The organism is Borreliella carolinensis, assembly GCF_032595855.2.
GTDB classification, from domain to species: domain Bacteria; phylum Spirochaetota; class Spirochaetia; order Borreliales; family Borreliaceae; genus Borreliella; species Borreliella carolinensis.
Genome location: NZ_CP132453.1, coordinates 237,387 through 262,836, shown reverse-complemented (window position 1 = coordinate 262,836; position 25,450 = coordinate 237,387). Strand labels below are relative to the sequence as shown.

Genomic DNA, 25,450 nt, shown 5'->3' with positions numbered 1-25,450 from the left:
TAATTTTAACTGTGTAAATTCTCATTTTATCATTTTATAATAAAAAAAAATATTATTAAATGAATTTCCATAAAATATTTGTTTTGTTATAATTAGCTTAGGAGATTTCAAGTTTTATGGATAAATCTAAGAAAGATAGGTCAGGGGATAAAAAAAAAGAAAAAGTTGTAGCTGGAATTTTGCCTCATTCTAATAAGCCCGCAAGAGTTCCTTTAATAGCGGTTCCTTCTCACCCAGTTTTTCCAGGGATGTTTATTCCGATTGTTATAATCTCTGATTCTGATATGAAAGCAATCGATTATGCTATGAAAGGCAATGGAATCATTGCTTTATTTGTTTTGAATGATAAATTTTTAGGGAAAAACAACAATAATGCTCAACAGAAATTAATTATTGATTATAGTAAAGATATTTATTCTGTTGGAGTTACTGGAAAAATAATAAAAAAAATTAATCTTCCGGACGGCGGCTACAATATATTTGTTTCAACTTTTGATAGGATTAAATTTGTTAAAGTTGTTCTTAATGACAAGTTTCCCATAATTGAGATTGACTATTTAAAGCAAATTCCAGTTAGAAAAGATGATGTTCAGTCAAAGGCAGTTTACAGTAGTATTTTGCTTAGAACTAAAGAAATATTTGCGCATAGAAAAATGCCGGAAATTCAATTAAATATGGTTAATATTGAGGATAAGGGAAAGCTATGTGATATTGTGGCCAGCACTATTTCATCTTCAAAAAATGATCATCAAATAGTTCTTGAAACTTTGAATGTAAAAGATAGGCTTAAAAAAGTTTTAGAACTGATTTATGAAGAGCTTAATTTAATTGAAATTCAAAATAAAATTGCTAAAGGCATTCAAGAGAGATTAGAAAAACAGCAAAAAGAGTTTTTTTTAAAAGAACAGCTTAAGGCTATTAAAGCCGAACTTGGCATAGGAGATAAAAAAAACAGCGATTTAGAAAAGCTTAAAACCAAGCTAAAGGCTTTAGAATTAAAGGGAGAACCTTTAGAGGTAGTTGAAAAAGAGTTAGAAAAATTTTCACTTCTTGAGACAAGTTCTGCTGAATACATTGTTGTTAGAAATTATCTTGAACTTATTACTGAGCTTCCTTGGCGAGATTTGAAAAAAAATTTTGATAAATTAGATTTGCAAAAATCTAAAAAAATTTTAGATAAAACTCATTATGGAATGAACGAAGTTAAGGATAGAATTATTGAATATATTTCTGTTCTTAAATTAAGAAAGACTCAAAAGGGAGCAATTATTCTTTTAGTGGGGCCTCCTGGTGTGGGGAAAACTTCTATTGGAGCAGCTATTGCAAAGGTTTTGCGTACCAAGTTTTTTAGATTTTCTGTTGGTGGAATGCGTGATGAGTCAGAGATTAAGGGGCACAGAAGAACTTATGTTGGTGCTTTGCCTGGAAAAATTATTCAGGGCTTAAGAATTACCAAGACAAATTCTCCTGTTTTTTTAATTGATGAGGTGGATAAAATTTCATCTTCAAGTTATGGGGATCCTTTTTCAGTTCTTCTTGAAGTTTTAGATCCTGAACAAAATGTTAGGTTTAGAGATCATTATCTTGATCTTCCTTTTGATATTTCGAATGTATTTTTTATTTTAACCGCTAATTCCGTTGAAACAATACCAAGACCTTTGTTAAATAGAATGGAGGTTATTGAAATTTCTGGATATGTTGATAACGAAAAAATAGAGATTGCAAGAAAGTATTTAATTCCCAAAGTTTTAAGTGAAAACGGAGTTGATAAAGATTCTTTAAAATTTCAAAGTTCATCTCTTGTTCAAATTGCTCAAGAATATGCAAGAGATAATGGGGTGAGAAATTTTGAAAAATATTTAAACAAAATTGTAAGAAAGGTTGCTAGAAAGCTTATTGAGAATACTGAGGTTAAGTCTTATCAAATTTCCAATGACAATCTAGAAGAATATGTTGGTGTGCCTGTTTTTAGAAAGGAAAGTATGCCCAATGCTATGTATTCAGGGATGGTAATGGGCCTTGCTTGGACAAATTATGGAGGTTCAACTTTAATGATTGAGACTGTAAAGACAGAGTCCAAGGTGGGTGGAATTAAATTGACTGGTAGACTTGGGGATGTTATGAAAGAATCTGCTAATATTGCCTATACTTATGTTAATAGCATTAAAGAGGATTTGAGTATTAGTAAATCTTTTTTTGAAAAAAATATTATTCATTTACATATTCCAGAAGGAGCAACCCCAAAAGATGGGCCTTCTGCAGGAATTACAATAGCTAGCGCTTTTATTTCTCTTGCTCTTAATAAGGTTGTTAGACCCCATTTGGCTATGACAGGAGAACTTTCTCTTACTGGGAATGTAATGATGATAGGGGGCCTTAGAGAAAAAATAATTGCAGCAAAGCGTAGTGGTGTTGAGCATATTATTGTTCCTAAGGCAAATAGAGTTGATTTAGAAGAAATTCCTATTAACATTAAAAGCGGCATTAATTTTTATCTTGTAGATAATATGCGCGAGGTCATTAAATTATTATTTTAATTTTTTAAAATTGTTGTTTGAGACGAGTTTTACTCTAGGTTTAAATAAATGAATTAATAATGGGAGAAGAGTTAGCGATGCAAGAGATGTCGTTAGCATTGTAAAAGCAATTATTGCTCCGAGAGTTGATATTATTTTATAAGACGAAAATGTTAAAGTTAAAAATCCTATTCCAACAGAAATGGAATTTGCAAATATTCCATTAAATACACTGGGTATTGATTCAAGAAGTGCAGTTTTGTAGATTTGGTTTTTTTGGTATTGTAAAATAAACGTATTGAAAAAATGAATTGAATAATCTACTCCTACTCCCATGCTTACAGATGCAATTGTTGCTGTTGCAGGGTTTAAGGTTATCCCAAATAATCTCATTACAGCAAAGTTTAAAAACACTGACCATGCTACTGGGATTGCAATAATTATTCCGGTTTTTATAGATTTAAAGAAAAACATAAGTAGCAGTGTTATTGATCCAAGAGTTGTTATAATGTTCATAACCTGTTCTTTTACCATTGTTTTAGCTATTAACACCTTATCATAAACTCCTGAGAAATGATATTTATTATTTTTCATATGTTCATTAATTGTTTTAATAGCATATTTTTCAAATTTTTTTATTCCTTCAGTTGAGTTGTCTTCAATTCTTACTATGATAGATATTAATGACCAATCGTCATTAATGTACATTTTTTTATTGTCTTTAGTCCAATCGCTTCTATCTACCAAGTTTATTAGTTTGTTTAGTATAATTTTGTTTTCAGGTAGTTTATACTCTAGTGGGGATTCTTTTTTGATTTTAAAATTTGTAAATTTTAAAATTCCATTAATAGAGCTGGATTGAGTTTTTGCAGAGAATGCATCAAGTTTATCTGTAATTAAGTCTAAGGTTTGCATTGCTTTAGCATTTTTAAATTCACCGGGTTTTCCTTCAAGCTCTATTTTGAAAATCGATATTCCTCCCATTTCTTTTTGCATTAGGTTTAATGTTTTTTTTACACTTGTGCTTTCTTTAAAGTAGTCTTTTTCATCAAAATTGATTTCGATTTTTAAAAGACCCACAAAAGAAATTCCCAGTATAATGAGGACCATTATAGAGGATGTATATTTTCTTTTTAATATGGATTTTGTTATTTGTGTATTTAGTTTGGCAAGTATTTCAAGGAAAAATATTTTATTTAGTTTATTTTCTTTTTCTTTTTCAAAAGATCTTTTTTTTGCAAATGGGATTAATGTGATTATTCCAGGTAAAACAGTTAATGAAATTATCATTGAGATAATGACCCCAATTGACATGAAAATACCCATTGTTTTGTAAGCATTAATTGAAGAGGTTGTAAGAGATAAAAATCCAAATGCAGTTGTAAGAGATGTTAGCAGAATGGGAGTTTTGAGTTTTTTAATTATTGCTTTTATGGATTCTTTTGAGAGTTGTTCTTTTTTTATTAATTTAAATATTTCATTTATTATGTGTACAGCATTGGCGCACCCGATTGAAATAAGTAAAACAATCATTGAGGTTTCTGGTACTGTAATAGGGGATTGTACAAGCCCTTTAATTCCAAAAGTCCAAATCAATGATAATAATGCAATAAAAATAGGAATTAATGCTCCAATTAGATTTTTTATAATAAGATAAAGAGAAATTATTACTACAAAAGTAGCAAGAGGGCCTAAGATCTTGAAGTCTTCAACCATATAGTTTAGGATTTTTTCTCTTACTATTAAATCTCCTGTAAGATATAACTTTAAATCGTCAGTTTCATATTTTTTAATTGTTTTTTCCATCTCATCAAGTTCAGTTTTTAAATTTCTACTGAAGTTGATTTTGTCACTCTCTGTTGGGATTATTATGAAGTATATTAAATTTTCTGAGTTGCCTAAGAATGTGTTTTTTACAAATGGAGTTGACTTTATTTTATTTTTTATTTCTTCTATATCTTTATCGGTGTAGATTTCTTTTTTAAATTGTGGGAAATAAGAAAATATGCTTGTAACTGCATTTGGAGATACTTTTAAAATTCTGGTTATTTCATCGATTACGCTGTTTATTGTTTCAAAATTTTTTTTATTGAAAATATTTTTTTTATCTTGGAATATTACTATTGTAGATAAAAGTGAATTACTTTTGTCAATGTCTATTAAGCTTTCAGTTTCTTTAGTTTTGGGTATAAGTTTTAAGATGTTTGCATCGAATTTAAGATTTTTTAAAAAAAATCCTAAAAAGATAGTAATTAGGATAAATATTGTAAATATAATTCCTTTATATTTAATGCTTAGACCTTCAAAGTCCATATCATGCCTCTTTTTTACTTTATCACTATGTTGACAAGCTTGTTTTTAATTACAATTATTTTTACTATTTTTTTATTGAATAAATTTGATTTTATTTTGCTATTTTCCATTGCTATTTCTTTTAGTTCTTCTTCGTCTATCTCTTTGTTTAGTAAAATTTTGTCTTTTATTTTTCCATTTATTTGTAAAACAATTTCTTTTTTATCTTTAATAATAAGGCTTTCATCGAATTTTGGCCATTTTGAATTTTTGAATAAACTTGGAAGCTCTCCAATATATTCCCACAACTCTTCTGCTAAATGAGGCGCATAGGGAGATAAAATAATGATAAACGGCTTAAATATGTTTAAATAATTTTTTTCATACTTTAGAAGTTCATTTATAAATATCATCATAGCAGAGATTGCCGTGTTAAAATTTAGGTTTTCTGTGTCTTCTGTGACTTTTTTAATTACTTTATGTAGTTCAGATATTATTTCCTTTGGAGGATTGTCTTTTGATAATTCTTTTTCTCTTAAGTTCCAAATTTTGTTTAAAAATCGAAAAACTCCAATAATGCCTTTAGTGTTCCAAGGTTTAGAATCTGTTAGCGGTCCCATAAACATTTCATAAATTCTCATTGAGTCTGCTCCAAATTCCTTAATGATGTCGTCTGGATTTATTACATTTTTTAAAGATTTTGACATTTTGGCAATTACTTGGGTTACTTCTTTGTTATCTTTTTTGTCAAAAAATTTATTGTCTTTTTCTACAACTTGGTCATTAGGTATTAAAACTCCATTTTCTTTTTGATAAGAGAATGATGTTATTATGCCCTGATTTATTAGCTTTTTAAAAGGTTCTTTGGTATTTACGTACCCTAGATCATAAAGAACCTTGTGCCAAAACCTTGAGTAAAGCAGGTGCAATACTGTATGTTCAGCTCCACCTACGTATAGGTCAACTGGCATCCAATATTCAATTTTTTTTTTGTTTGCAAACTCTTTTGGATTTTTAGGGTCTAGGTATCTTAAATAATACCAACAAGAGCCTGCCCATTGAGGCATTGTGTTTGTTTCTCTTGTAAGATCCATTTCTTTTATGTTTACCCAGTCTTTAATTCTTGACAGTGGAGATTCTCCTGTTCCAGAAGGTTTGTAGTTTGCAATTTCTGGAAGCTTTAAGGGAAGATCATTTTCCTCTAAAGGTATTGCGTTTCCAAGTTTATCAAACAAAATGGGGATAGGCTCACCCCAGTATCTTTGTCTTGAAAAAATCCAATCTCTAAGCCTATAGGTAACTTTTTCTTTCCCTTTTTTGTTTTTAGTAAGCCATTCTATGACTTTTTCTTTTACCTCAGAATTTTTAAGATTATTAAATTCATTAGGAGAATTTATTGAAATTCCATCATTAATAAATGCTTTTTCTAATATTTCATTTTTCCCCGATTTTGATATCACAGGTAAAATTTTTAATTGATACTTTTTAGCAAATTGAAAGTCTCTTTCATCATGTGCTGGAACGCCCATTACAGCTCCGGTTCCGTAAGTTCCCAGTACGTAGCTTCCAACCCAAATTGGAATTTTTTCATTTGTTATTGGATGAAATGCGTAAGATCCTGTAAAAACCCCCGATTTATCTTTTTCAAGGGAGGTTCTCTTAAGATCACTTTTGAGTTCTTCATGTTTTACATATTTTAAGACATCTTTTTTAAAGTTGTTTTTTGTTATTTTTTCTATTAGTTTATTTTCCGGTGCTATTACTAAATATGTGATGCCAAAGATTGTGTCTGGTCTTGTTGTAAAAACTTTGATTTTATCGCTGTGACCTTCAATTTCAAAGTCAATTTCAACCCCTGTTGATTTGCCAATCCAATTTCGCTGCATTTCTTTTACAGATTCAGGCCATTCTAATTCTTCCAGGTCGTCTAACAATCTTTCAGCATACTTTGTAATTTTTAAAACCCACTGTCTTAAATATTTTTTTTCGACGTTGTAAAATCCTCTCTCAGATTTTGGTCCGTCTGGAGTTTGAATGATCTCTTCATTTGCTAGTACTGTTCCAAGTTCAGGGCAGTACCATACAGGCATTTCTTTTACATAAGCCAGGTCTTTTTTATATAATTGCAAGAAAATCCATTGTGTCCATTTATAGTAATTTTCCTCGTGTGTTCTAATTTCTCGATCCCAATCATAGGCAAACCCCAAAGCTTTTATTTGTTTTTTAAACTTGTTAATATTTTCTTCTGTACTTTTTTGAGGATGAGTTCCTGTTTGTATTGCGTAATTTTCAGCAGGAAGCCCAAAGCTATCAAACCCTATTGGGTGAAGTACATGAAATCCATTCAAAAGCTTGTATCTTCCAAATATATCAGTGGCTGTGTATCCTTCTGGATGACCAACATGAAGTCCGTTGGCAGAAGGATAGGGGAACATGTCAAGTATATATAATCTTTTTTCTTTGGGAATGTTTGGATCTTCTTCTACTTTGTATGTTTTGTTATTATCCCAAAATTCTTGCCATTTTTTTTCAATTTTTATGAATTCGTATTTAGACATTTGTCCTCTTGAAAATTAACCTATAACAGCAACTTATTTTCTAGTATCTTTTTAGATCCTATTTATGTTAATTTTATTTAATAAGCTGCTAATAATTTTGATGCTGTGAACTGGACTTGAACCAGCACGGGCTTGCGCCCACTAGCCCCTCAAGCTAGCGTGTCTACCATTTCCACCACCACAGCGTTATTAACCATTATATTTTTTATTTTAAATTTTTGTCAACTTTTTTCTTTTTTTTAATTACGCAGATTATTATTATTGTTGATATTAAAATAATAAATATTGCAAATATAATTATTTTTATTTTTGAAAATATCATTTCAAATGATTGTCCTAGTTTAAAGCTTAGGGTAAAATAAACGATTACTGAGAGCAAAGTTGCAAAAAAGTCAGAAACAATAAATAGATTGGATTTCATATTACCCATTCCTGCTGATATAAATATTGCGTTTCTAACTCCAAAGGGTATAAATCTTCCTATAAATAAAGTTAATACCCCGTATTGACCATAATAGTAATTTATTTTGTCAAGCAGGTTATTTTCTTTTTTGTTTTTAAACAATTTATTTCCCATTAATTTTCCAATGTAAAAAGATATTATGTCCCCAAGATAGGCTCCCCAAAAAATTCCTAAAAATATTAATACAGTATATTCATTTTTGCGGCTAGATAAAATTCCCCCCATTAGTACTATTGCATCCTCAGAAATAGGAACATTAAGTCCTGCTAAAATTAGTAAAGAAAAAAATACTATTGGGGAATAAGCTATGTTTGAATCAATCGATTCTAGTATTGTGTTTATATACATTTTTATCATCTATTTCTTGTTTTATAAGTTAAATATATACTTGCTAAAGTTAAATATGCAAAGTAAAAGATAAGAACCGTTTTTGCTATTTTTAACGCTGTTGTGGACAGCTCTGAAAATATTGATACAACAAATATTAAGCAACTTATTATTGTTATTGGTATGGTAATTTTCCTTAATTCTTTGGTTTTTGATGGATAAATAAATTTTATTGGGATAAAGCTTGTTATAATGCATATTGACATTGTAATAAAATTTGTTATTTGTTCCATTTTAAAGATTATGTTTAATATCACAAAGAGATTCCATAGGGAAGGAAATCCCCTAAAGTAGTTATCATTTGTTTTTGCATCTGTTCTTGAAAATTGGTAAGCTGATGAGAGCAAAATTCCAATGCAAATGACGACTTTATATTTTTCTTCAATGAATTCTCCTAAATAAAAAAATATAACAGGTATGAATGTATAGTTTATGTAGTCTGTAATATTATCAAGCAGAGTGCCATCAATTTCAGGTATTAATTCTTTAACTTTAAGTTTTCTTGCCATAGTTCCGTCAATTCCATCTATTATAAGTCCCGTTACTGTTAGCTTTAAAAGAAGAGAATAATCACCATTTACAATTGAAATTATTGAGTAAAGTCCTACAATCAAGCCAGATGCTGTAAAAATATGTACAAGCCAAGCTAAAATCAAATTGATATTTTTCACAGTAAATCTCCTTTTATTGGAATATTTTCTTTATCTCTTCAAGTCTACATTTGAAAATGTTAATAGTGTTTTCTATTGTTGATTTTTTTGTTAAATCTACGCCGGTAATATTTAAGGAATCTAGTGGGTATTTGGAACCACCCGTTTTTAAAAATTTTATATAATTTTCTACCGCATCTTTTTTACTTTCTTTAATGTCTTTGTATATTGAAAGAGCAGCTGCAATGCCTGTAGCATATTGATACACATAAAAGGGTGAATAAAAGTGGGGGATTCTTAGACATTCAAGGGGACTTAATTCATCAAATTTTAGGCTAGGGCCAAAGTATTTTTTTAGCAAATTCATATAAGTTTCTGTTAGTGTTTCTTTTACCACGGGCTCTTCTTTACTAATCATTTCATGAATAATGTACTCAAATTCAGCAAACATTGTTTGTCTAAAGAATGTTGAAATCATGTCGTCAATTTGTGTGAGTTTTATATATTTTATTTTTTTAGTATCGGTTTCGTTTTTAAGCAAATATTCTGCTAATATTTGTTCGTTGATTATTGATGCTATTTCTGCTTCAAAAATAGAATAATTGTAGTGCGGGAATGGGTTGTTTTTTATGCTAAAGTAAGAGTGCATTGAATGCCCTGCTTCGTGTGCAAGCGTAAACATATCTCTTATTGATTCGTCTTTGTAATTAAGAAGTATATAAGGTTTGCCGTTGTATGATCCGGCGCTAAAAGCTCCCGATCTTTTTCCGGTATTTTCGTATTTATCAACCCATCTTTCTTTTAAAAGGCCGTTTCTTAAGATTTTTGTATATTCATTTCCTAGTACCTCTAAAGATTTTAATATCTTTTCACAAGCTTCTTCAAATGAATTTTTAAATGTTATTCCTTTTGTTAGTGGTACATAAACATCGTAGTGATATAGATATTCTTGGTTTAAAACTTTTTTTCTAAACTCATAATAGTCATTAAGCACAGATAAATTTTCATTGACAGTTTCGATTAAATTTGTATAAACTTTTTTATCAATATTGTTTGAAAAGAGTTGCATTGAAAAAGTATTTTGAAACTTTCTTGTCTTTGCAATAAAATGGCTTTTCTTAAAGTCTGATATAATAAGATTGGCAAGTGTATTCTCATTATTTTTGTATTTTTGATAAAATCTTAAAAAAGCTTCTTTTCGTATTTTTTGATCTTCGTTTTGTAGAAATAGCGTGTAGGTAGAATTGGTTAAAGGGTGTCCATTAATTTCTCCAAATTCCATATCGGCATTTGTTAATGCTGAGAATATGTTTTGATAAGATGAATAAAGAGGGGTGTAGTTAGCAAGTATTTTTTCTTCTTGTTCGCTTAAAATATGACTTTTTTCTCTTAGTATTTTTTCAATTGCAATTTTTTTATCCTTAACCTCTGGATCATTTATCCAAGCTTGAATTTTTTTTTCGTCTGTTTTTAGTATTTTGGGCATGAAGTATGAGGTAGCATCAGATACTTTTGTAGATAAATTGACACATATAGAGTATATTTTATTTGAATCCGTATTGGTTACATCTGTTTCTAATTGAAGCATTGCATAATAAGAGACTTTCTCTAAATCTTCCATGATTTCGTAGTATTTGTTTAAAGTTTCTCTAAACAAATCAAAATTTAATTCCAGTTTTTCATATTTTTTGAATTCTTTGGTTTTGATTTCAATAGTATTGATTGCTTTTGTATATTCTTCTTCATTTGCAAATAGAAAAGATAAATCCCATTTATCATTCTCATTGATTTCATTTCTATTTATCACTAAATTCTCCTCTATCTTTTTTTATTGTTTTTAAAGAAATAATAAGTCGAAATTTTATAAACATTGTGCTTTTTATTTTACAATAAAGTCTAAACTTTATATATAAAAAGCCTTTAAGATTAACTGTTGAATAAATATTCTAATAAAAATTTTTTAAATTTTAAAAATGCTATTCCTCGATGAGATATTTTATTTTTTTCTTCAAGTGTTAAATCACTAAGTTTTTTATTATTTTTAGTTAAAAATATTGAATCATAACCAAATCCATAGTTTTGCTTGTCATTTAAACTTAGGGCAATTTCTCCCTTAATAATTCCTTCAAAATTTAATATTTGTCCATTTTTTGATATATAGCTTATGTTGCATATAAAATATGCTTTTCTGTTTTTCTCATTTTTCATTAAATCTAAAATTAGTTGATTTTTTTCATTAGTGCTTAATTTTTTACATACTTTATAAGTATCATATCTTTTAGAGTAAATTCCAGGCTCCAAGTTTAGTGCCTCAATGCACAGCCCAGAGTCTTCTCCGAAAACATTTTGATTTTTATTTAAAATTTCAAACAGTGCTTTTGCTTTAATCAAAGAGTTTTCTTTAAATGTTTTTCCTGTTTCTTTTATGTTAAAATTTTGAGGGACTATTAAGTTTAAATTAGGTATATCTAATATATTTTTTACTTCATTTATTTTATTTTCATTTGTTGTTGCAAAAAATAGTGTTTTCATCTATATAATAATAAAGTATTTATGAGTTGAATTGTATAATTATATTGGTTTTAAGTATTATTCTTTTTAATTTTGTTTATTTGTTAAGTATTTTTGTACCAGGTTTTTATCGAAAAATTTGGATTTTTGTCTAAGGTATTAAAATAAATTTTTAATTTTTTTGTTTGAGCATGGTAATTTTTGATAAGGTTTGTTATGAAGAAAAGAATTAAATTTAAGATTATTTTGGGTTTTAAAGGAATTTTAAAGTTTTTTTTAGCTATTTATAATTCTTTGTTTACAGCCCTTAAAGTTATACATTCTTTTTTTAAGCAAAATATTAGCTTTATTATTATTCCCCATGTTAAAGGGAATGTAAAAAATATTAAGATTTCTTTTTTGACTTTATTTTTCTTTTCTACTTTTTTTTTAGGCGGTTTTATAGGGTTTGTTTTGCTTGCCGTTAATTATGTTACTCTCTCATCAATTGTTAAATCCACAGAGAAAAATTACTCTTTAGCAGAATCTGAGATTGAAGATTTTAGAAATACAGTTGTAGAAATTAATTCTGTTGCAAAAAATTTTTCTAAAGTTTTAGATGAGCTTAAAACTTCTTTAAAAATCAATTCTAATGGCATTGATTTAAATAAAAATAAATTAGATGGAGATCTTTCTGATTTTATTGATTTGCAAATTTTAGAAGCTAATTCAATAAAAGAGCTTAGCGATCTTAAAAATATTAAAAGCAAAATAGAAAGTTCAATTCCTCCTCTTAAAAGCATAGTTAAGGTCTTGCATGCTCAGGACAAGCTTTTAAATGATATTCCTTCTCTTTGGCCTCTTGCTGGTGGAGCTGGAATTATTACTTTGCATTTTGGCCCTGCTATTGAGCCTTTTACTAGGCAGTGGTATATTCACAAGGGCATAGATCTTGGGGGAGTTAGAATTGGAACTCCTATTGTTGCAACTGCTGATGGGGAAGTTGTTAGAGCAAGTTATCAGTCGGCAGGCTACGGCAATTTTGTTCAAATTAAGCATAAGTATGGGCTTGCGACTCTTTATGCACATATGTCGCGTCTTAATACCTCTAAAGGGTCTTATGTTAAAAAGGGACAGATAATTGGATTTATGGGGCAGACAGGTTATGCAACAGGTCCTCATGTTCATTATGAGGTTCGTGTAGGTTCTCAAGTTATTAATCCCGATATGTATTTAAATTTAGCAACAGGAGCTTCGAAATAGATGTTAAATTTTTTGACTGTGAAAAAAGAAAGAAAAGCCCCGCCTTTGTTTATTTTTGATGAAATAAAAACAATAGTGGGTGTTGGTGATTTTTTTAAAGGAGACTTGGTTTCAAATAATTTTATTAGGCTTGATGGTGATTTTATGGGCACTATTAGCTCTACTAAAAGGGTAATTATTGGAGAGAGTGGTAGAGTTAAATCTAGCATTGATGCTAATGAACTTGTTATTTCTGGAATGGTTGTGGGTAATATTTATGCTAAAAGCAAGATTAAAATATTTGCATCGGGGTGTGTTATTGGAAATATTTCTTGTAAATCGATTGAAGTTGAAGAGGGCGCCATTATTGATGGGTATATGGATATTGGTGCTGAGTATCTTAGAGCTCCTGAAAGAAATACATTTTTTTATACTGGCTCTTACAAGGTCAACGAAGATTTTTTAATTGAAATCAATAAGGAACATCAAGAAGAAAAAAAATCTTTTCAACTTTTAGAAGGGGAAGATGATAAATATTTTTCAAGTATTGTGAACAAAATAGATGAAAGTAAATAATTTGATTGCTGGGGCATTAAATCTTAATTCAAAAGATTATAAAAAAAGTGGCAAAAAGGTATCTTTTGATAAGAACAATCTTTTTTCTTCGGTGTTTCAGACCGAAAGTGTTAAAGAGGATAAGCATTTTATTTTACTTGAAAATGGAGAATTTAATCTTGATTTAATTAAAAGCATGTTGGATGGAATTAATGAGACTGGTGAGAAACTTTTGAGTGAACCTTCCAGGCAAAATGTGATTTTTTACAAAAAAGTTATTTCAGAGTTTATATCCATTATTATATCATCTTCTGTTTGCTTGAAAGAACAAAAAGGGGGAAGTTTGGGGGATCCTAAGCGTCCTAAGTATAGAATTATTAAAATTATTAACGATAAGTTGGATAGACTTGCTTATTCTGTTTTACAAAATCAAATGACCCAGATTAAACTTTTAGATAGCATTGAAGAGATTCAAGGCTTGCTTGTGAATTTGCTAATGTGAATTGGGTTTGAGGATTTTAATATTTTAAGTTTTAAATTAAAAGGGATTGTTTAACAATCCCTTTGTTTAATAGCATAAATTAAATTAATTTTAAATTATATATTTTTTACTTATTTCTAAAAAGCTTTTTATTTGTTCATTTTTCCACTCTTCAGATTTATTTAATTTTTTCATCATTATTTCAGCAACCCTTGGAGCAGCCTCAATTGTGGCTTGAGGATTTAAAGGCAGTGATCTTGTTCTTCTTGCTAAAACATCCTCAATCGTTTTGGCTTGTTCAAAGTCAATTGAAAAAGCTATTTGAGCTTCATTTAAATCCAAGTTTTCGTGTATCTTTTTGTCAAAACCCTGCATATTTTTTAGAATTTCAAAGTCACTGCCATAAGCTCGAAAAGGTTCAGGAATTTTCATTGCCTCTTCTTTTTTAAGGTAGCCGTGTAACCTTAAATCTTCTGTAGTTGGTGCACAATTTGGTATTAAATTTTTTTCTATTGCCTTAAGTAAGGTTTTTTCTGCCATTTTTCTGTATGTAGTATATTTGCCCCCCGCTATTGTAATAAGATTTGAATCTGATATAAATATTTTTTCATTTCTTGAGATTTTTGAAGTGTTTCCCTTAGCTTTTGGATCCATTACTAATGGCCTTATTCCGGTGTATACGCTTTTTACATCAGATTTTTCTATTTTAATATTTAAATAGCCATTTAAATTATTTATTATAAAGTCAATCTCTTCTTCAAATCTTTTAGGTTCCTCTTCTATTTCTTTTATTGGAATATCAGTGCTTCCACAAACAACACTATCATACCAAGGAATAGCGAATAAAATTCTATTATCACTAGTTTTAGGTATTAATATTGCATGATTTTTGGGAAATTTGTCTTTTTTGATTATTAAATGACTACCTTGGGAAGGTTTGATAATGTTTAAGGCTTTTTCATCATCCAATCTTCTTATTTCATCTGAAAATATTCCTGTTGCGTTTATTATACATTTGCTTTTTAATGAAATTTGTTCTTTTGACAATTTGTTTTGTATGAGAACCCCCGAAAGTTTTCCGTTTTCTTTGTTGAATTTTTTAAGTTCTGTATAGTTAAGAGCAATGCCCCCTTTCTCGGTAAAAGTTCTTAACAATGTTATTGCCATTCTAGCATCATCGAATGAATCGTCGTAATATAGAATAGAGCATTTAAGGCCTTCTGTTTTAATATTAGGAGCTTTTTCAATGGTAGATGTTTTGGATAGTAATTTAGTTTTGTATTTGGCCGTTTTTTCTTTACCCATAAGATTGTGGTAATAAATTAATCCAAAATAATAATAAGGTATTTCTAAAACATTATAAATAGGAGTGATAAGTGCGCATTCGTTAATTAAATGGGGTGCATTTTTCTCAAGAATGGCTTTTTCGTGTAAAGCTTCTTTAACTAAAGAAATATTCCATTGGGCCAAATATCTTACTCCACCGTGAATTAATTTGCTTGACCTAGAGGAAGTGCCTTTTGCATAATCAAATTTTTCTATAAGTATTGTTTTATATCCCCGTGTAATTGCGTCTACTGCAATGCCAAGCCCTGTTGCGCCTCCTCCAATTATTATAAGATCAAATTCTTGATTTTCAAGATCTTTTAATTTTGTTTCTTTGTTATTATTCATGAAATTTAAATATTCCTCCGTTTTGGTTAATTTCTTTTCTTTTTAGTTAAATGCTAGATTTAAGAAATTCGAAAAGACAGACCATTTGTTTTAATTTTATTGAATAAGCACTATAGACCAATTGCGCTGATAAATTTTTCAATTTTTTGTGATTTTTCTTTAGATTTAATATGATATTAATCATTTTTTGTATTACTCCAATGAATTGACCTTTTTATAAAGTTTAGGCAGTTTATTTCTTGAATGCATGCACAATATCAATAGATATTCAAAGCCTTGTTTTGAATTTTTATAGACCATTAGAATTTTGTATCCAGGATTTTGATTTTTCAATTGCTCTGTTCCAATTCTCAAGGAGCATTTCTTTTTGATTTTTAGGCATTGAAGGTTCAAATATTTTATCTACTTGCCAAAGACTTATAATTTCTTCTGCGCTTTGCCAATAACCTGTTGCAAGTCCTGCAAGGTAGGCAGCCCCAAGAGCGGTTGTTTCTGTTATTTTTGGTCTTACAACTTTGCATTCTAAAAGATCAGCTTGAAATTGCATTAATAGATTGTTTTGACTTGCTCCCCCGTCTACTCTTAATTCTTGAATTTCAAAGTTGGAAATGGATTTTTTCATGGTATTTAGTATATCAAAACTTTGAAATGCGATGCTTTCAAGAGCAGCTCTTGTAATGTGTGCTTTTGTTGATCCTCTTGTTATTCCGATGATTGTTCCTCTTGCATAAGAATCCCAATGGGGTGCACCAAGTCCAACAAATGCTGGCACAAAATAAACCCCACCATTATCTAAGACAGAGCTTGCTAATGCTTCTGCATCTGAGCTTTTTCTGAAAAATTCAAGACCGTCTCTTAACCACTGAACTACAGCTCCGCCAATAAAAACACTTCCTTCAAGAACATAAGTTACAGATTTTTTTCTTCCCCATGCAATTGAGGTTAAAAGCTTGTCATGGCTAATGATTGGCTCTTTTCCTATATTAACTGTTAAAAAGCAGCCAGTTCCATAGGTATTTTTGGCCATACCTTTTTTAAGACAGGCTTGTCCAAATGTTGCTGCAAATTGATCTCCAGCAATTCCTGCGATAGGAATTTCTGCTCCAAATAGTGATTTGTCTGTTTTGCCATATATTGTAGAGCTTTCTTTAAGTTTAGGCAAAATTGCTTTTGGAATATTTAATATGCTTAAAAGTTCATCATCCCACTTTAATGTTTTAATGTTTAATAATAATGTTCTTGAAGCATTAGAGTAATCAGTTGCATGTTCTTTTTTTTGAGTCAGATTCCACAATATCCATGTATCTATTGTTCCAAAGCACAATTCGCCATTTTCAGCTTTTTGTCTGGCTCCTTCTACATTATCCAAGATCCACATTATTTTTGTTCCACTAAAATAAGAATCTAGCACCAAGCCTGTTTTTTCCAAAATAATTTTATCTTTCCCTTCGTTTTTTAATTGATCGCAAATTTTTGCAGTTCTTCTGTCTTGCCACACTATTGCATTATAGATGGGCTTTCCTGTATTTTTTTCCCATACAACTGTAGTTTCTCTTTGATTAGTTATTCCAATAGCATCAACTTCATTTGGTAAAATTCTTGCATTTGCCATAGCTTCTGTTATAACTCCAAGTTGTGACCCCCATATTTCGGTAGGATCATGTTCCACCCAACTTGGTTGTGGATAAATTTGAGTAAATTCTTTTTGAGCAAACCCTTTTATGTTGGCATTTTTGTCAAATACCATTGCTCTCGAGCTAGTAGTACCTTGATCAATAGATAAAATGTATTTCATAGTTTTTTCCTTTTTTCTTTAAAAAAGATAAATATCTTTTCTTTTAGTCTTTGTTATTTTTTAGTGTAAATTCGTAAATTGTAGCTCCCAAAATTGCTCCAATTATTGGGCCGATTATTGGTACAATAAATATACTAAGGTTGTTAAAGCCGTGATTTTTAAATCCAGCAAATAAGAGTAAAAGTCTTGGTCCCAAGTCCCTTGCAGGATTAATAGCATAACCGTTCATTCCTCCAAAACTTATTCCTATTGATAAAACCACTGCTCCTATAATAAATGGAATAAATGGGTTGTCGCTGTGTTTTTTTGTAAAATCTCCAACAACAGAAATTAAAAACATTAGTAAAAAAGTTCCAAAAATTTGATCAATAAATCCAGGCAAAAATCCAGGAACAGCAGGGAAGGTTGCCATTATTCCTTGAGTATTTTCAAGCCCAGGGTCCATTTCTATCCATTTAGGATAAAATACGACAAGTGTCATTAATGCGCCTGTAAACGCCCCTAATATTTGCGCCACAATGTAATGCAAAAGTTTTGAAACGGGAAATTTTCCAGTACTTGCTAATCCTATGCTAACAGCCGGATTTAGGTGTGCTCCACTTATTCTTGCTGCTGTATAAATACCGAAAGTTACACCTAATCCCCATCCAAATACTATATTTGTATATCCGCCTTTTATTATTTCTCCTGGTACTTCGGGGCTTGAGGGAAATAATACTGTCATTGCAACAGATCCAGTTCCTAAAGCCAATAGAATGAATGTTCCCAAAAATTCCGATATAAATTCTTGGAATTTTGTATAATTCATAATTATATCTCCTTATTTTTATAATAATTTTTATTTTTTATTAAAAAGTTTTAATTTTTGATTTTTGAATTCGAATATATTAAATTTTTTAATTAAATATCACTGTATTTTTTGCAAGATGGTTAGAATTTTTATATTTTAGTCTTTTTTACTAAAAATAATTAATATTTTTAATAAAAATTTTATTAAAATTATATTTAATATCTTATTTTTAATTAAGATTAATGTCAATAATTTAAGAATTTTAATTTTTAAATTGTGGATTTCTTTTCTAAAATTTGTTTAAGGATTTTTTATTTTATATTAAAATTTTTACATTGGATTTTTTGATTAATGAAGTTTTATTCTTTAGTAATTCTTTTTTAATTTGTGTGTGAATTTATTTAAGTTATTTTGGAGGTAGACTTGGTGATTGTAATAGAAGGTTTAATTGGGGTAGGAAAAACTACTCTTGGAAATATTTTATCAAGGGAGCTGGAAGTTCCTTTTTACAGTGAACTGAATAATGATTTTACTTTGGCTGTATTGGACAAATTTTATAAGGATAAATCCAGATGGGCATTTCCAGTTCAAATTAATTTTCTTAATGAGAGGTTTAAATTAATAAAAGGTGTATTTAGAACAAAAGGGGGCATATTAGACAGATCTATTTATGGTGATTGTGTGTTTGCGTCTCTTTTAAATTGTGATGGGCACATTTCTGATGAGGAATATAAAATATATATCGATCTTCTTGACAATATGCTTGAACATTCTCAGCGACCAAGTTTGCTTGTTTACCTTGATTGTAGTATTGATGAGGTTGAGCGCAGAATTAAAAATAGAAATAGAAGCTTTGAAATGAATATTCCAAGGGATTATCTTGAGGGGCTTAATAGGAAATATTTAAAGTGGTACGATGAATACAACTTGTCGTCAAAAATAAAATTTTCTTACGATAATATAAATATTTTTAGTGAAGAAGATAAGAATAAAGTGATTTCTTTAATTAGAGATAAACTTGTATTATAATTATTTATAGTGGATTGACATTCTTTTATTTTAAGGTTGAGTGTTAATGGAGGTTCTTATGAGAAGATTATTTCTTCTGTATTTTTTATGTTCTTTTGTTTTTTTGAATTTGTTTGCTCAAGGTAGTTCTTCTTATGTTGATAAGCAAAAAGAGCTTGCTATTTTTTATTACGAGGTTGGCCAAAGATATATAAACGTTGGTAAAGTTAAAAAGGGAAAGCTTTTCCAAGCAAAAGCTTTAAAAATTTATCCAGATTTGAAAAAGGGAGTTAATATCAAGCTTGCAGTTAAAGAGCTTGATGCTAGGATTAAGGATGACAATTCCAAGGTTGTTATGCTTGAAGATGTTAAGCTTGAAGAGATACCTGGAATAGTGCACGAAAAAATAGAAATCAATGAGTTTACAAATGCTCCTAAAATAGAATATATTGCTCAAAAAGAGAGAGCCAAAAATCAAGATAAAATTATTAAGTTTCAATTTGGAAAGTTTGCAAGAGCTTTAATTTCCAGAAACTTTGATTTGTTTGATTCTGTTATTGCAAATAAAGTTAATGTAATGGGCCAATTTGAATCAAAAAATGATTTTATATCAACTTTATCAAGTGCTTCATCCAAGGTTGATGCTGATGAGTTGGAGTATTTATCAGTTGATGATTATTATGATTTAAAGTCTTTGAAAATTTCAAAATCAAACGATACTTCTTTTTCTGTTAATGTAAATGCCAAAAAAAATGATGTTACTAAAAATTTTCCATTTTGGAAAGAACATCAGACTTTAATTTTTACTAAAGAGGATGATAATAATTGGTTTTTGTCTTCTATAAATTGAAATCTTAGTGTTGTAATTAAAAACATCATCACCAATATATGTATAAACAAGTCTCCAATTTTTTCATAAATGGTTGTAAATGTTGGGGACAGTTTTACAGTTGATAATAAGTATCCTTTTTTAAAAGTTTCTAATCTTTTAATGCTTTCTCCGTATTCGTTGATAACAGCAGTAATTCCTGAGTTTGTAGCTCTAATAGTTTTGATTCCGTTTTCAATGCTTCTAAATTTAGCCACAACAAAGTGTTGCCATTCTGCTGAATTTGTTTTTGACCAAGAGTCGTTTGAAAAATTTAGCAATGTATTAGCGCCTTGGGTTTTATAAAACCTTGAAAGTTCTGGGAATGCATCGTCATAACATATTAAGGGAGCAAATTTAAACTTTTTCAATTTTAATATTTCAATTTTATTTCCTTCTATCTGTCCTAAAATTCTAAAATTTTGTAAAAAAAAGTTTTTTACAAATTCATATTCGTAAAATGGAATTTTTTCTGCAAAAGGGACTAAGAATATTTTAGAGTATATGTTTGCAATGTTAAGGTTTGATTCTATCATATAAATAGAATTTTGTTGAACCCCTATGGTTTTGTTCACATTTGAGGGGGCTCCAATAGCAAATGGGATTTTTCGTTCTTTTATAAAGTTTTTAAGCTCATTATGCAAGTCAGAGCTTTTAAAGTATTGATCTTCTTCGCCAAAAGGATATGTTAGTACTCCTTCGCTCCAGATTACAAATTCTATTTTTGGATTTTCTTTTAAAGCTTGTTCTGTGATTTCAATAGAATCCCTTATTCCTTTTTTGTCATTTCCTGGCAACCATGGATCAGTGTTAAGCTGAATAGCTGCAATGTTTAGGCTGTCTATTTCTTTTGCTAATAAGCTTTTTAACTCTGTTTTTTTAAACATTCCGTAAATAAAAGATGTTGTTATTAATAATGTTGGAAGTGTTATATTTAGCAAATTTGTTTTGTTTTTATGGATTAGAAAGTCTGAAATTCCCGAGTTTAAAAAATAGACTACAAATGATACAAAAAATACGCCAAAAATGTCTGCTACTTGGATTAAATTATTGAAATTATTTACGGTAAAAGCTGCAAGTCCCCAGGGATATGCTAAAAATCCAATTGATCTTGAATAATCATAAAATGTAAAAAGCATTGTTATGCTCATGGCTTTATTTTTAAAGCTTTTTAAAGAGTAATAAAGGAAATAGCTCAAAGTTAATGAATATGGAATGTACCCTATTACCACCCCGATGAATGTAATCCATCCAAATGCATGAAAAAATCCAAGCCAAAAATTTTGCAAGCTGTTGGCTATTATGAAGTAAAATACTGTTAATACTATTAATGTTTTTTTATCTTCTAGTTTTCTTAAGGCTATAAAAAGTGGCACATAAGCAACAAATCCCAGGATTGAGTATCCGGTTTCTTTAATTTCATTTGGAATTGCAAGTGTTGTAAGAATTCCTGAAAATGCGGCTAGGCAAAAGCATCTAGTTTTCATTTTTCCTCTTTTTTACTATTATTAGTAACATAATGGTGTAATATGTTTAACATTATCATTAATAATTTTATATGATAGTATTAATTTTTTTGTATTATTTTTTGGAAAATTTACACTTATAATAGGTTTTTAAAGAGTAAAGGGGATTATGTTATTTTTTGGTTTTATTGGTTTGTTTTTTTTAAATATTTTTAGTTTGCATGCTCAAGGAATAGTTACCAATAAAGATGCTCAAGAAGAGTTTAAATGGGCTCTTAATTCTTATAATAATGGAATTTATGATGATGCTCTTTTATCTTTTAAAAAAATTTTAAGCTTTGATCCTAATAATCTTGATTATCATTTTTGGACTGGTAATGTTTATTATAGATTGGGTTATGTTGAAGAAGCTTTAATGGAATGGAGAAATTTAAAAGATCAAGGCTATAAGGTTCCCTATCTTAGACATTTGATTTCTACTATTGAGCAAAGGAGAGGTATTTTTTCAAATTATGAACTTAATTTTAAAAAACTTGTAAAAGTTGCTTCTCTTGATAATTCTATTTATAAAAGGCCTCACGGGTATCAGATTACATCTTTGAGGGCTGATAAGTACGGTGGATATTATGCTGCTAATTTTGTAGGTAATGAAATATTGTATTTTGATGTTAATAATAATGTTAATACTTTGGTTAAAGATGGCTTTAGTTATTTAAAATCACCTTATGATGTTGTTGAAGCTAATAATTTGCTTTATGTGACTCTTTATTCAAGTGATGAAATTGGTGTTTATGACAAGGTTCTTGGAGTTAAAAGGAATTCTATTGGGAAAAAGGGTACAAAAGATGGCGAATTACTTGCTCCTCAGTATATGGCTATTGATAAGAGAAACTACATTTATGTAAGCGAATGGGGAAATAAAAGAGTAAGTAAGTTTGGGCTTGAGGGTGATTTTATTTTGCATTTTGGCTCTAGGACTTTAGGCTATAAGGGTCTTTTGGGTCCCACAGGCATTGCGTATTTAAATGAAAACATTTATGTTGCAGATTCTCTGAGAAATACCATTGAAGTTTTTGATACTAGTGGTAATCATTTGTATTCAGTTTTTACTGCTATTGAGGGAATAGAGGGACTTAGTAGTGATTTTGTCGGCAACAATGTTATAGTATCCTCAAAAGATGGTGTTTATAAATATAATATTGCTAAAAAAACAATTACAAAAATTTTAAAAGCAGACAAAATGAATTCTAAAATTTCTTCATCTATTTTGGATGCTAATTATCAGATGATTGTTTCAGATTTTAATAATGCCAAAGTTTCAGTTTACAAGAGTGATTCAAGTCTTTATGACAGTTTAAATGTTGATGTTAGGAGAATAGTTAGGCTTGGGGGGCCTAAAATTTACGTTGAGCTTAATGTTAGCAGCAAAAGCGGATTACCAGTTGTTGGACTTAAAAGTGAAAATTTTTCAATTTCAAATGAAAATTATTACATTGTCAATCCTAAGGTAGCGTATAATGTAAATGCTTCAAAAGACATTAATATAGCAGTTGTTTTTGATAAATCTTCTTATATGAAAAAATATGATCTAGATCAAATCGTAGGTTTGAATGCTTTAATGGAGTTATCAAAAAATAAAAACTTTAGTTTTATAAATGCAACAAGTGTGCCTATTATAGATAATATTGAAAGCTTGACAAATAGCATTAGAAACACAAGTTCTCTTGGCCCTTATAGTACAGATGCTGTAAAAACAGACGTTAGTTTGAAGTTGGCAGGTTCTGGGCTTATGTCAAAAAGCTCAAGAAGAGCCGTAGTTTATTTTAGTGGTGGTATTTTAAATCGTAAAGCTTTTGAAAAGTACTCTTTAGATACAATAGTAAGCTATTATAAAAATAATGATATAAGGTTTTATTTAATATTATTTGGCAATGATCCTGTTAATAGTAAGCTTCAGCATTTAGTTAATGAAACAGGCGGCGCCATAATTCCTTTTTCATCTTATGAAGGAGTATCTAAAGTTTATGATTTAATTTTAGAACAAAAAACAGGTACTTATTTGCTGGAATATTATTATCCAGGCCCTCAAGAGCCCAATAAATATTTTAATTTATCTGTTGAGGCAAATATAAATCAACAGACGGGAAGAGGAGAGTTTGCATATTTTGTTAATTAGATTGCTTTTTGATTTTATTAGAGGTTTAGGTTATGAGACTTAATGCGGGGATTGTAGGACTTCCCAATGTGGGTAAATCTACTTTATTTTCATCTTTGACATCATCTAATGTTGAGATCGCAAATTATCCTTTTTGTACCATTGAGCCAAATATAGGAATAGTAGAGATTCCTGATGAAAGGCTTTTAAAAATTGCAGAGTGCATTGTTCCACGCAAAATTATTCCTGCTGTTATGGAATTTGTGGATATTGCAGGCCTTGTCAAAGGAGCATCAACAGGCGAAGGGCTTGGCAATAAATTTTTGGCTAATATTCGTGAAGTTTATCTTATTGTTCATGTTGTAAGATGTTTTGAAGAAAAAGAGGTTATTCATATTAATGATGATATTAATCCCGAAAGAGATATAAGTACGATTAATGTTGAGCTTTGTCTATCTGATCTTGAAACTGTTCAAAAAAGTCTTCAAAAACAAGAGAAAAATGCTAAAAGCACCGATAAAAAAATTAGTGAATCTTCTAAGGCAATTGTTTTAATGCTAAAAAGACTTGAAGACCATTTAAGCAATATGAATCCGGCTGTTGAGTTTAAATTTGATGATTTTGAATACAACTTTATTAGATCATTAAATCTTTTGACTTTTAAAAAAGTTTTGTATGTTTGTAATGTTGATGAAAATTCACTTAGCGGCAATAAATATACAGATATTGTAAAAAATATTGCCTTAAAAGAAGGAAATGATTTTTTAATCTTATGTGCGAAAATTGAATCTGAACTTGCCCAAATAAAGGATATATCTTACAAAAATGAAATGTTAGAATTATTTGGAATAAATGGTAGTGGCCTTGGTAATTTAATTAAAAAAGCTTATTATACTTTGGGCCTTAGAACCTATTTTACAGCAGGTTTGCAAGAAGTTAGAGCTTGGACATTCAAGCAGGGAATGAGAGCACCTAAAGCTGCTGGAATAATTCATAGTGATTTTGAGAGAGGTTTTATTAAAGCAGAAGTTTATTCTTGTGAAGATTTATTTAAACATCAGAGTGTTCAAAAACTAAAAGAGAAGGGGCTTGTTAGAATTGAAGGCAAAGAATATATTGTAAGAGATGGAGATGTAATCTTTTTTAAATTTAATGTATAGATTTATTTTTATATTATGCGTAATTTATTTTCCAATAATGTGAAATTAATTAGTTTGTTTGTTTTTAATAGTGTGATTTGTTTGCTGTATTTGTTTTTCTATGATGCAAGTTTTTTTTATTTTGTTCTGGCGCTTCTTTTAGTAAATTTTTTTGTAATTTTTTTTTATTTAAGATATTTTTGTTCTATTTTGTTTAAGGGATCTAAAATTTATTATAAGGGTATTTTTTTAAGTTATAATTTTAATTTTGATGATATTGTTTTGTTTGAAAAAAGATTATCAGACAATGTTTTGATTTTAAAATTAAAAAATAAAAAAAAGATTAAGGTTTGTTTTTGGACTGGCAATGGTTCAAGTGAATTATTCAAAGAACTTAAAATCAAAAGAAAAGATTTGTTTGTCTCAAAATTGGAAAATTTTCCAATAAGATATTATTTGTCTTATACTTATCTTTTCATGTTTTTAGCGCGCATTATAATTGGTTTGTTTGTTTATTATATTTCATTGAGCAATATATTTATTTTTTTATTTATTTGTTTGATTGATATTAAAGTTTTATTGGGGGATTTTTCAGTTATTAGCAATATAGTGTTGTTTTACGAGTTTAGAAAAGATTCAGTTTGTGAAAGGAAAATTTTTAAAAGTGAAATTTATTTTTATGAATTTTTTGAAAAAATTTTTATTGCTAGAGAATTTGAATTTAACAATGAAAATTATTTATGCTTTTTGTATAAAAGAAATCATCAAACAAAAAAAGTATATATTTTGAATAAAAAAATTTCTTATTCCATGCATAAGGTTTTTGAATATATTAATCAAAACTGTTGCACCAAATTAACTTAAGAGTCTTGATTGACTATATTTAAATTAGTTGATATATTAAAATTGTTGTTTAATAAT

General features: G+C 29.1%; 19 protein-coding genes and 1 tRNA gene. 9 read left to right on the top strand and 11 right to left on the bottom strand.

Features of this window, described 5'->3' with window-relative positions; genetic code table 11:
* Positions 1 to 116 precede the first annotated feature (116 nt).
* Positions 117 to 2,537 (top strand): endopeptidase La, encoded by a 2,421-nt coding sequence (lon, locus tag QIA46_RS01250; protein ID WP_317268161.1) that lies wholly within the window; start codon positions 117 to 119, stop codon positions 2,535 to 2,537.
* Here lon and QIA46_RS01245 read toward each other — a convergent pair.
* The 7 genes from QIA46_RS01245 to rdgB all read right to left on the bottom strand — a co-directional run bounded on the left by QIA46_RS01245 (position 2,529) and on the right by rdgB (position 11,398).
* A complete protein-coding gene (locus tag QIA46_RS01245) occupies positions 2,529 to 4,829 on the bottom strand; it encodes an efflux RND transporter permease subunit (RefSeq protein ID WP_317268160.1) in 2,301 nt (766 codons plus the stop codon). The genes lon and QIA46_RS01245 overlap by 9 nt on opposite strands.
* A 14-nt stretch (positions 4,830 to 4,843) precedes the next feature.
* Positions 4,844 to 7,366 (bottom strand): leucine--tRNA ligase, encoded by a 2,523-nt coding sequence (gene leuS / locus QIA46_RS01240; RefSeq protein ID WP_317260113.1) that lies wholly within the window; start codon positions 7,364 to 7,366, stop codon positions 4,844 to 4,846.
* 101 nt (positions 7,367 to 7,467) lie between these two features.
* Positions 7,468 to 7,551, bottom strand: a tRNA-Leu gene (locus tag QIA46_RS01235).
* 20 nt (positions 7,552 to 7,571) lie between these two features.
* The gene (locus QIA46_RS01230; RefSeq protein WP_317260112.1) at positions 7,572 to 8,186 is read right to left on the bottom strand and encodes a DedA family protein; all 615 of its coding nucleotides are present in this window, start codon (positions 8,184 to 8,186) and stop codon (positions 7,572 to 7,574) included.
* On the bottom strand, positions 8,183 to 8,887 hold the full coding sequence (gene pcsA, locus QIA46_RS01225; RefSeq protein ID WP_316256067.1) for a phosphatidylcholine synthase: 705 nt from the start codon (positions 8,885 to 8,887) through the stop codon (positions 8,183 to 8,185). The genes QIA46_RS01230 and pcsA overlap by 4 nt, the downstream gene beginning before the upstream one ends.
* Before the next feature lie 13 nt (positions 8,888 to 8,900).
* Positions 8,901 to 10,673 (bottom strand): oligoendopeptidase F, encoded by a 1,773-nt coding sequence (gene pepF, locus QIA46_RS01220; protein ID WP_317268159.1) that lies wholly within the window; start codon positions 10,671 to 10,673, stop codon positions 8,901 to 8,903.
* 119 nt (positions 10,674 to 10,792) lie between these two features.
* Entirely contained in the window at positions 10,793 to 11,398 is a 606-nt protein-coding gene (gene rdgB / locus QIA46_RS01215; protein WP_316256065.1) for an RdgB/HAM1 family non-canonical purine NTP pyrophosphatase, read from the bottom strand.
* Between the two features lie 195 nt (positions 11,399 to 11,593).
* Between rdgB and QIA46_RS01210 the strand changes: the two genes are divergently transcribed.
* From QIA46_RS01210 to QIA46_RS01200, 3 genes are read left to right on the top strand one after another with little or no spacing between them, the layout of a single operon-like run.
* Positions 11,594 to 12,619: a M23 family metallopeptidase gene (locus tag QIA46_RS01210; RefSeq protein ID WP_316256064.1), complete on the top strand. Its 1,026-nt coding sequence runs from the start codon at positions 11,594 to 11,596 to the stop codon at positions 12,617 to 12,619.
* Positions 12,620 to 13,174, top strand: a complete 555-nt coding sequence (locus tag QIA46_RS01205) for a bactofilin family protein (RefSeq protein WP_317268158.1) — start codon at positions 12,620 to 12,622, stop codon at positions 13,172 to 13,174. It abuts the gene before it with no gap.
* On the top strand, positions 13,161 to 13,655 hold the full coding sequence (locus QIA46_RS01200; RefSeq protein ID WP_316256062.1) for a DUF327 family protein: 495 nt from the start codon (positions 13,161 to 13,163) through the stop codon (positions 13,653 to 13,655). The genes QIA46_RS01205 and QIA46_RS01200 overlap by 14 nt, the downstream gene beginning before the upstream one ends.
* A gap of 90 nt (positions 13,656 to 13,745) precedes the next feature.
* Here QIA46_RS01200 and QIA46_RS01195 read toward each other — a convergent pair whose 3' ends face one another.
* The 3 genes from QIA46_RS01195 to QIA46_RS01185 form a co-directional block, all read right to left on the bottom strand.
* On the bottom strand, positions 13,746 to 15,308 hold the full coding sequence (locus tag QIA46_RS01195) for a glycerol-3-phosphate dehydrogenase/oxidase (RefSeq protein WP_317268157.1): 1,563 nt from the start codon (positions 15,306 to 15,308) through the stop codon (positions 13,746 to 13,748).
* A 289-nt stretch (positions 15,309 to 15,597) separates the two neighbouring features.
* Entirely contained in the window at positions 15,598 to 17,103 is a 1,506-nt protein-coding gene (gene glpK / locus QIA46_RS01190) for a glycerol kinase GlpK (RefSeq protein WP_317268156.1), read from the bottom strand.
* 43 nt (positions 17,104 to 17,146) lie between these two features.
* On the bottom strand, positions 17,147 to 17,911 hold the full coding sequence (locus tag QIA46_RS01185; RefSeq protein WP_301341415.1) for an MIP/aquaporin family protein: 765 nt from the start codon (positions 17,909 to 17,911) through the stop codon (positions 17,147 to 17,149).
* Positions 17,912 to 18,319: 408 nt separating this feature from the next.
* Here QIA46_RS01185 and QIA46_RS01180 point away from each other — a divergent pair, with 408 nt between their 5' ends.
* Both QIA46_RS01180 and QIA46_RS01175 read left to right on the top strand, forming a co-directional pair.
* A complete protein-coding gene (locus QIA46_RS01180; protein ID WP_014023488.1) occupies positions 18,320 to 18,922 on the top strand; it encodes a deoxynucleoside kinase in 603 nt (200 codons plus the stop codon).
* Positions 18,923 to 18,980: 58 nt separating this feature from the next.
* Positions 18,981 to 19,751, top strand: a complete 771-nt coding sequence (locus QIA46_RS01175) for a hypothetical protein (RefSeq protein ID WP_317268155.1) — start codon at positions 18,981 to 18,983, stop codon at positions 19,749 to 19,751.
* Here QIA46_RS01175 and lnt read toward each other — a convergent pair.
* Positions 19,691 to 21,256 carry an apolipoprotein N-acyltransferase gene (gene lnt / locus QIA46_RS01170; RefSeq protein WP_317268154.1) on the bottom strand — a complete coding sequence of 522 codons (1,566 nt, stop codon included), beginning with the start codon at positions 21,254 to 21,256 and terminating at the stop codon, positions 19,691 to 19,693. The genes QIA46_RS01175 and lnt overlap by 61 nt on opposite strands.
* Positions 21,257 to 21,404: 148 nt before the next feature.
* On the opposite strand from lnt, the gene QIA46_RS01165 reads away from it, so the two are divergent.
* Genes QIA46_RS01165 through QIA46_RS01155 form a run of 3 tightly spaced genes read left to right on the top strand, consistent with a single transcriptional unit; the run spans position 21,405 to position 25,393 of the window.
* On the top strand, positions 21,405 to 23,411 hold the full coding sequence (locus QIA46_RS01165) for a hypothetical protein (RefSeq protein ID WP_317268153.1): 2,007 nt from the start codon (positions 21,405 to 21,407) through the stop codon (positions 23,409 to 23,411).
* A 32-nt stretch (positions 23,412 to 23,443) separates the two neighbouring features.
* A complete protein-coding gene (gene ychF / locus QIA46_RS01160; protein ID WP_317268152.1) occupies positions 23,444 to 24,550 on the top strand; it encodes a redox-regulated ATPase YchF in 1,107 nt (368 codons plus the stop codon).
* A 15-nt stretch (positions 24,551 to 24,565) separates the two neighbouring features.
* Positions 24,566 to 25,393: a hypothetical protein gene (locus QIA46_RS01155; protein ID WP_317268151.1), complete on the top strand. Its 828-nt coding sequence runs from the start codon at positions 24,566 to 24,568 to the stop codon at positions 25,391 to 25,393.
* The last annotated feature ends 57 nt before the right edge of the window (positions 25,394 to 25,450 follow it).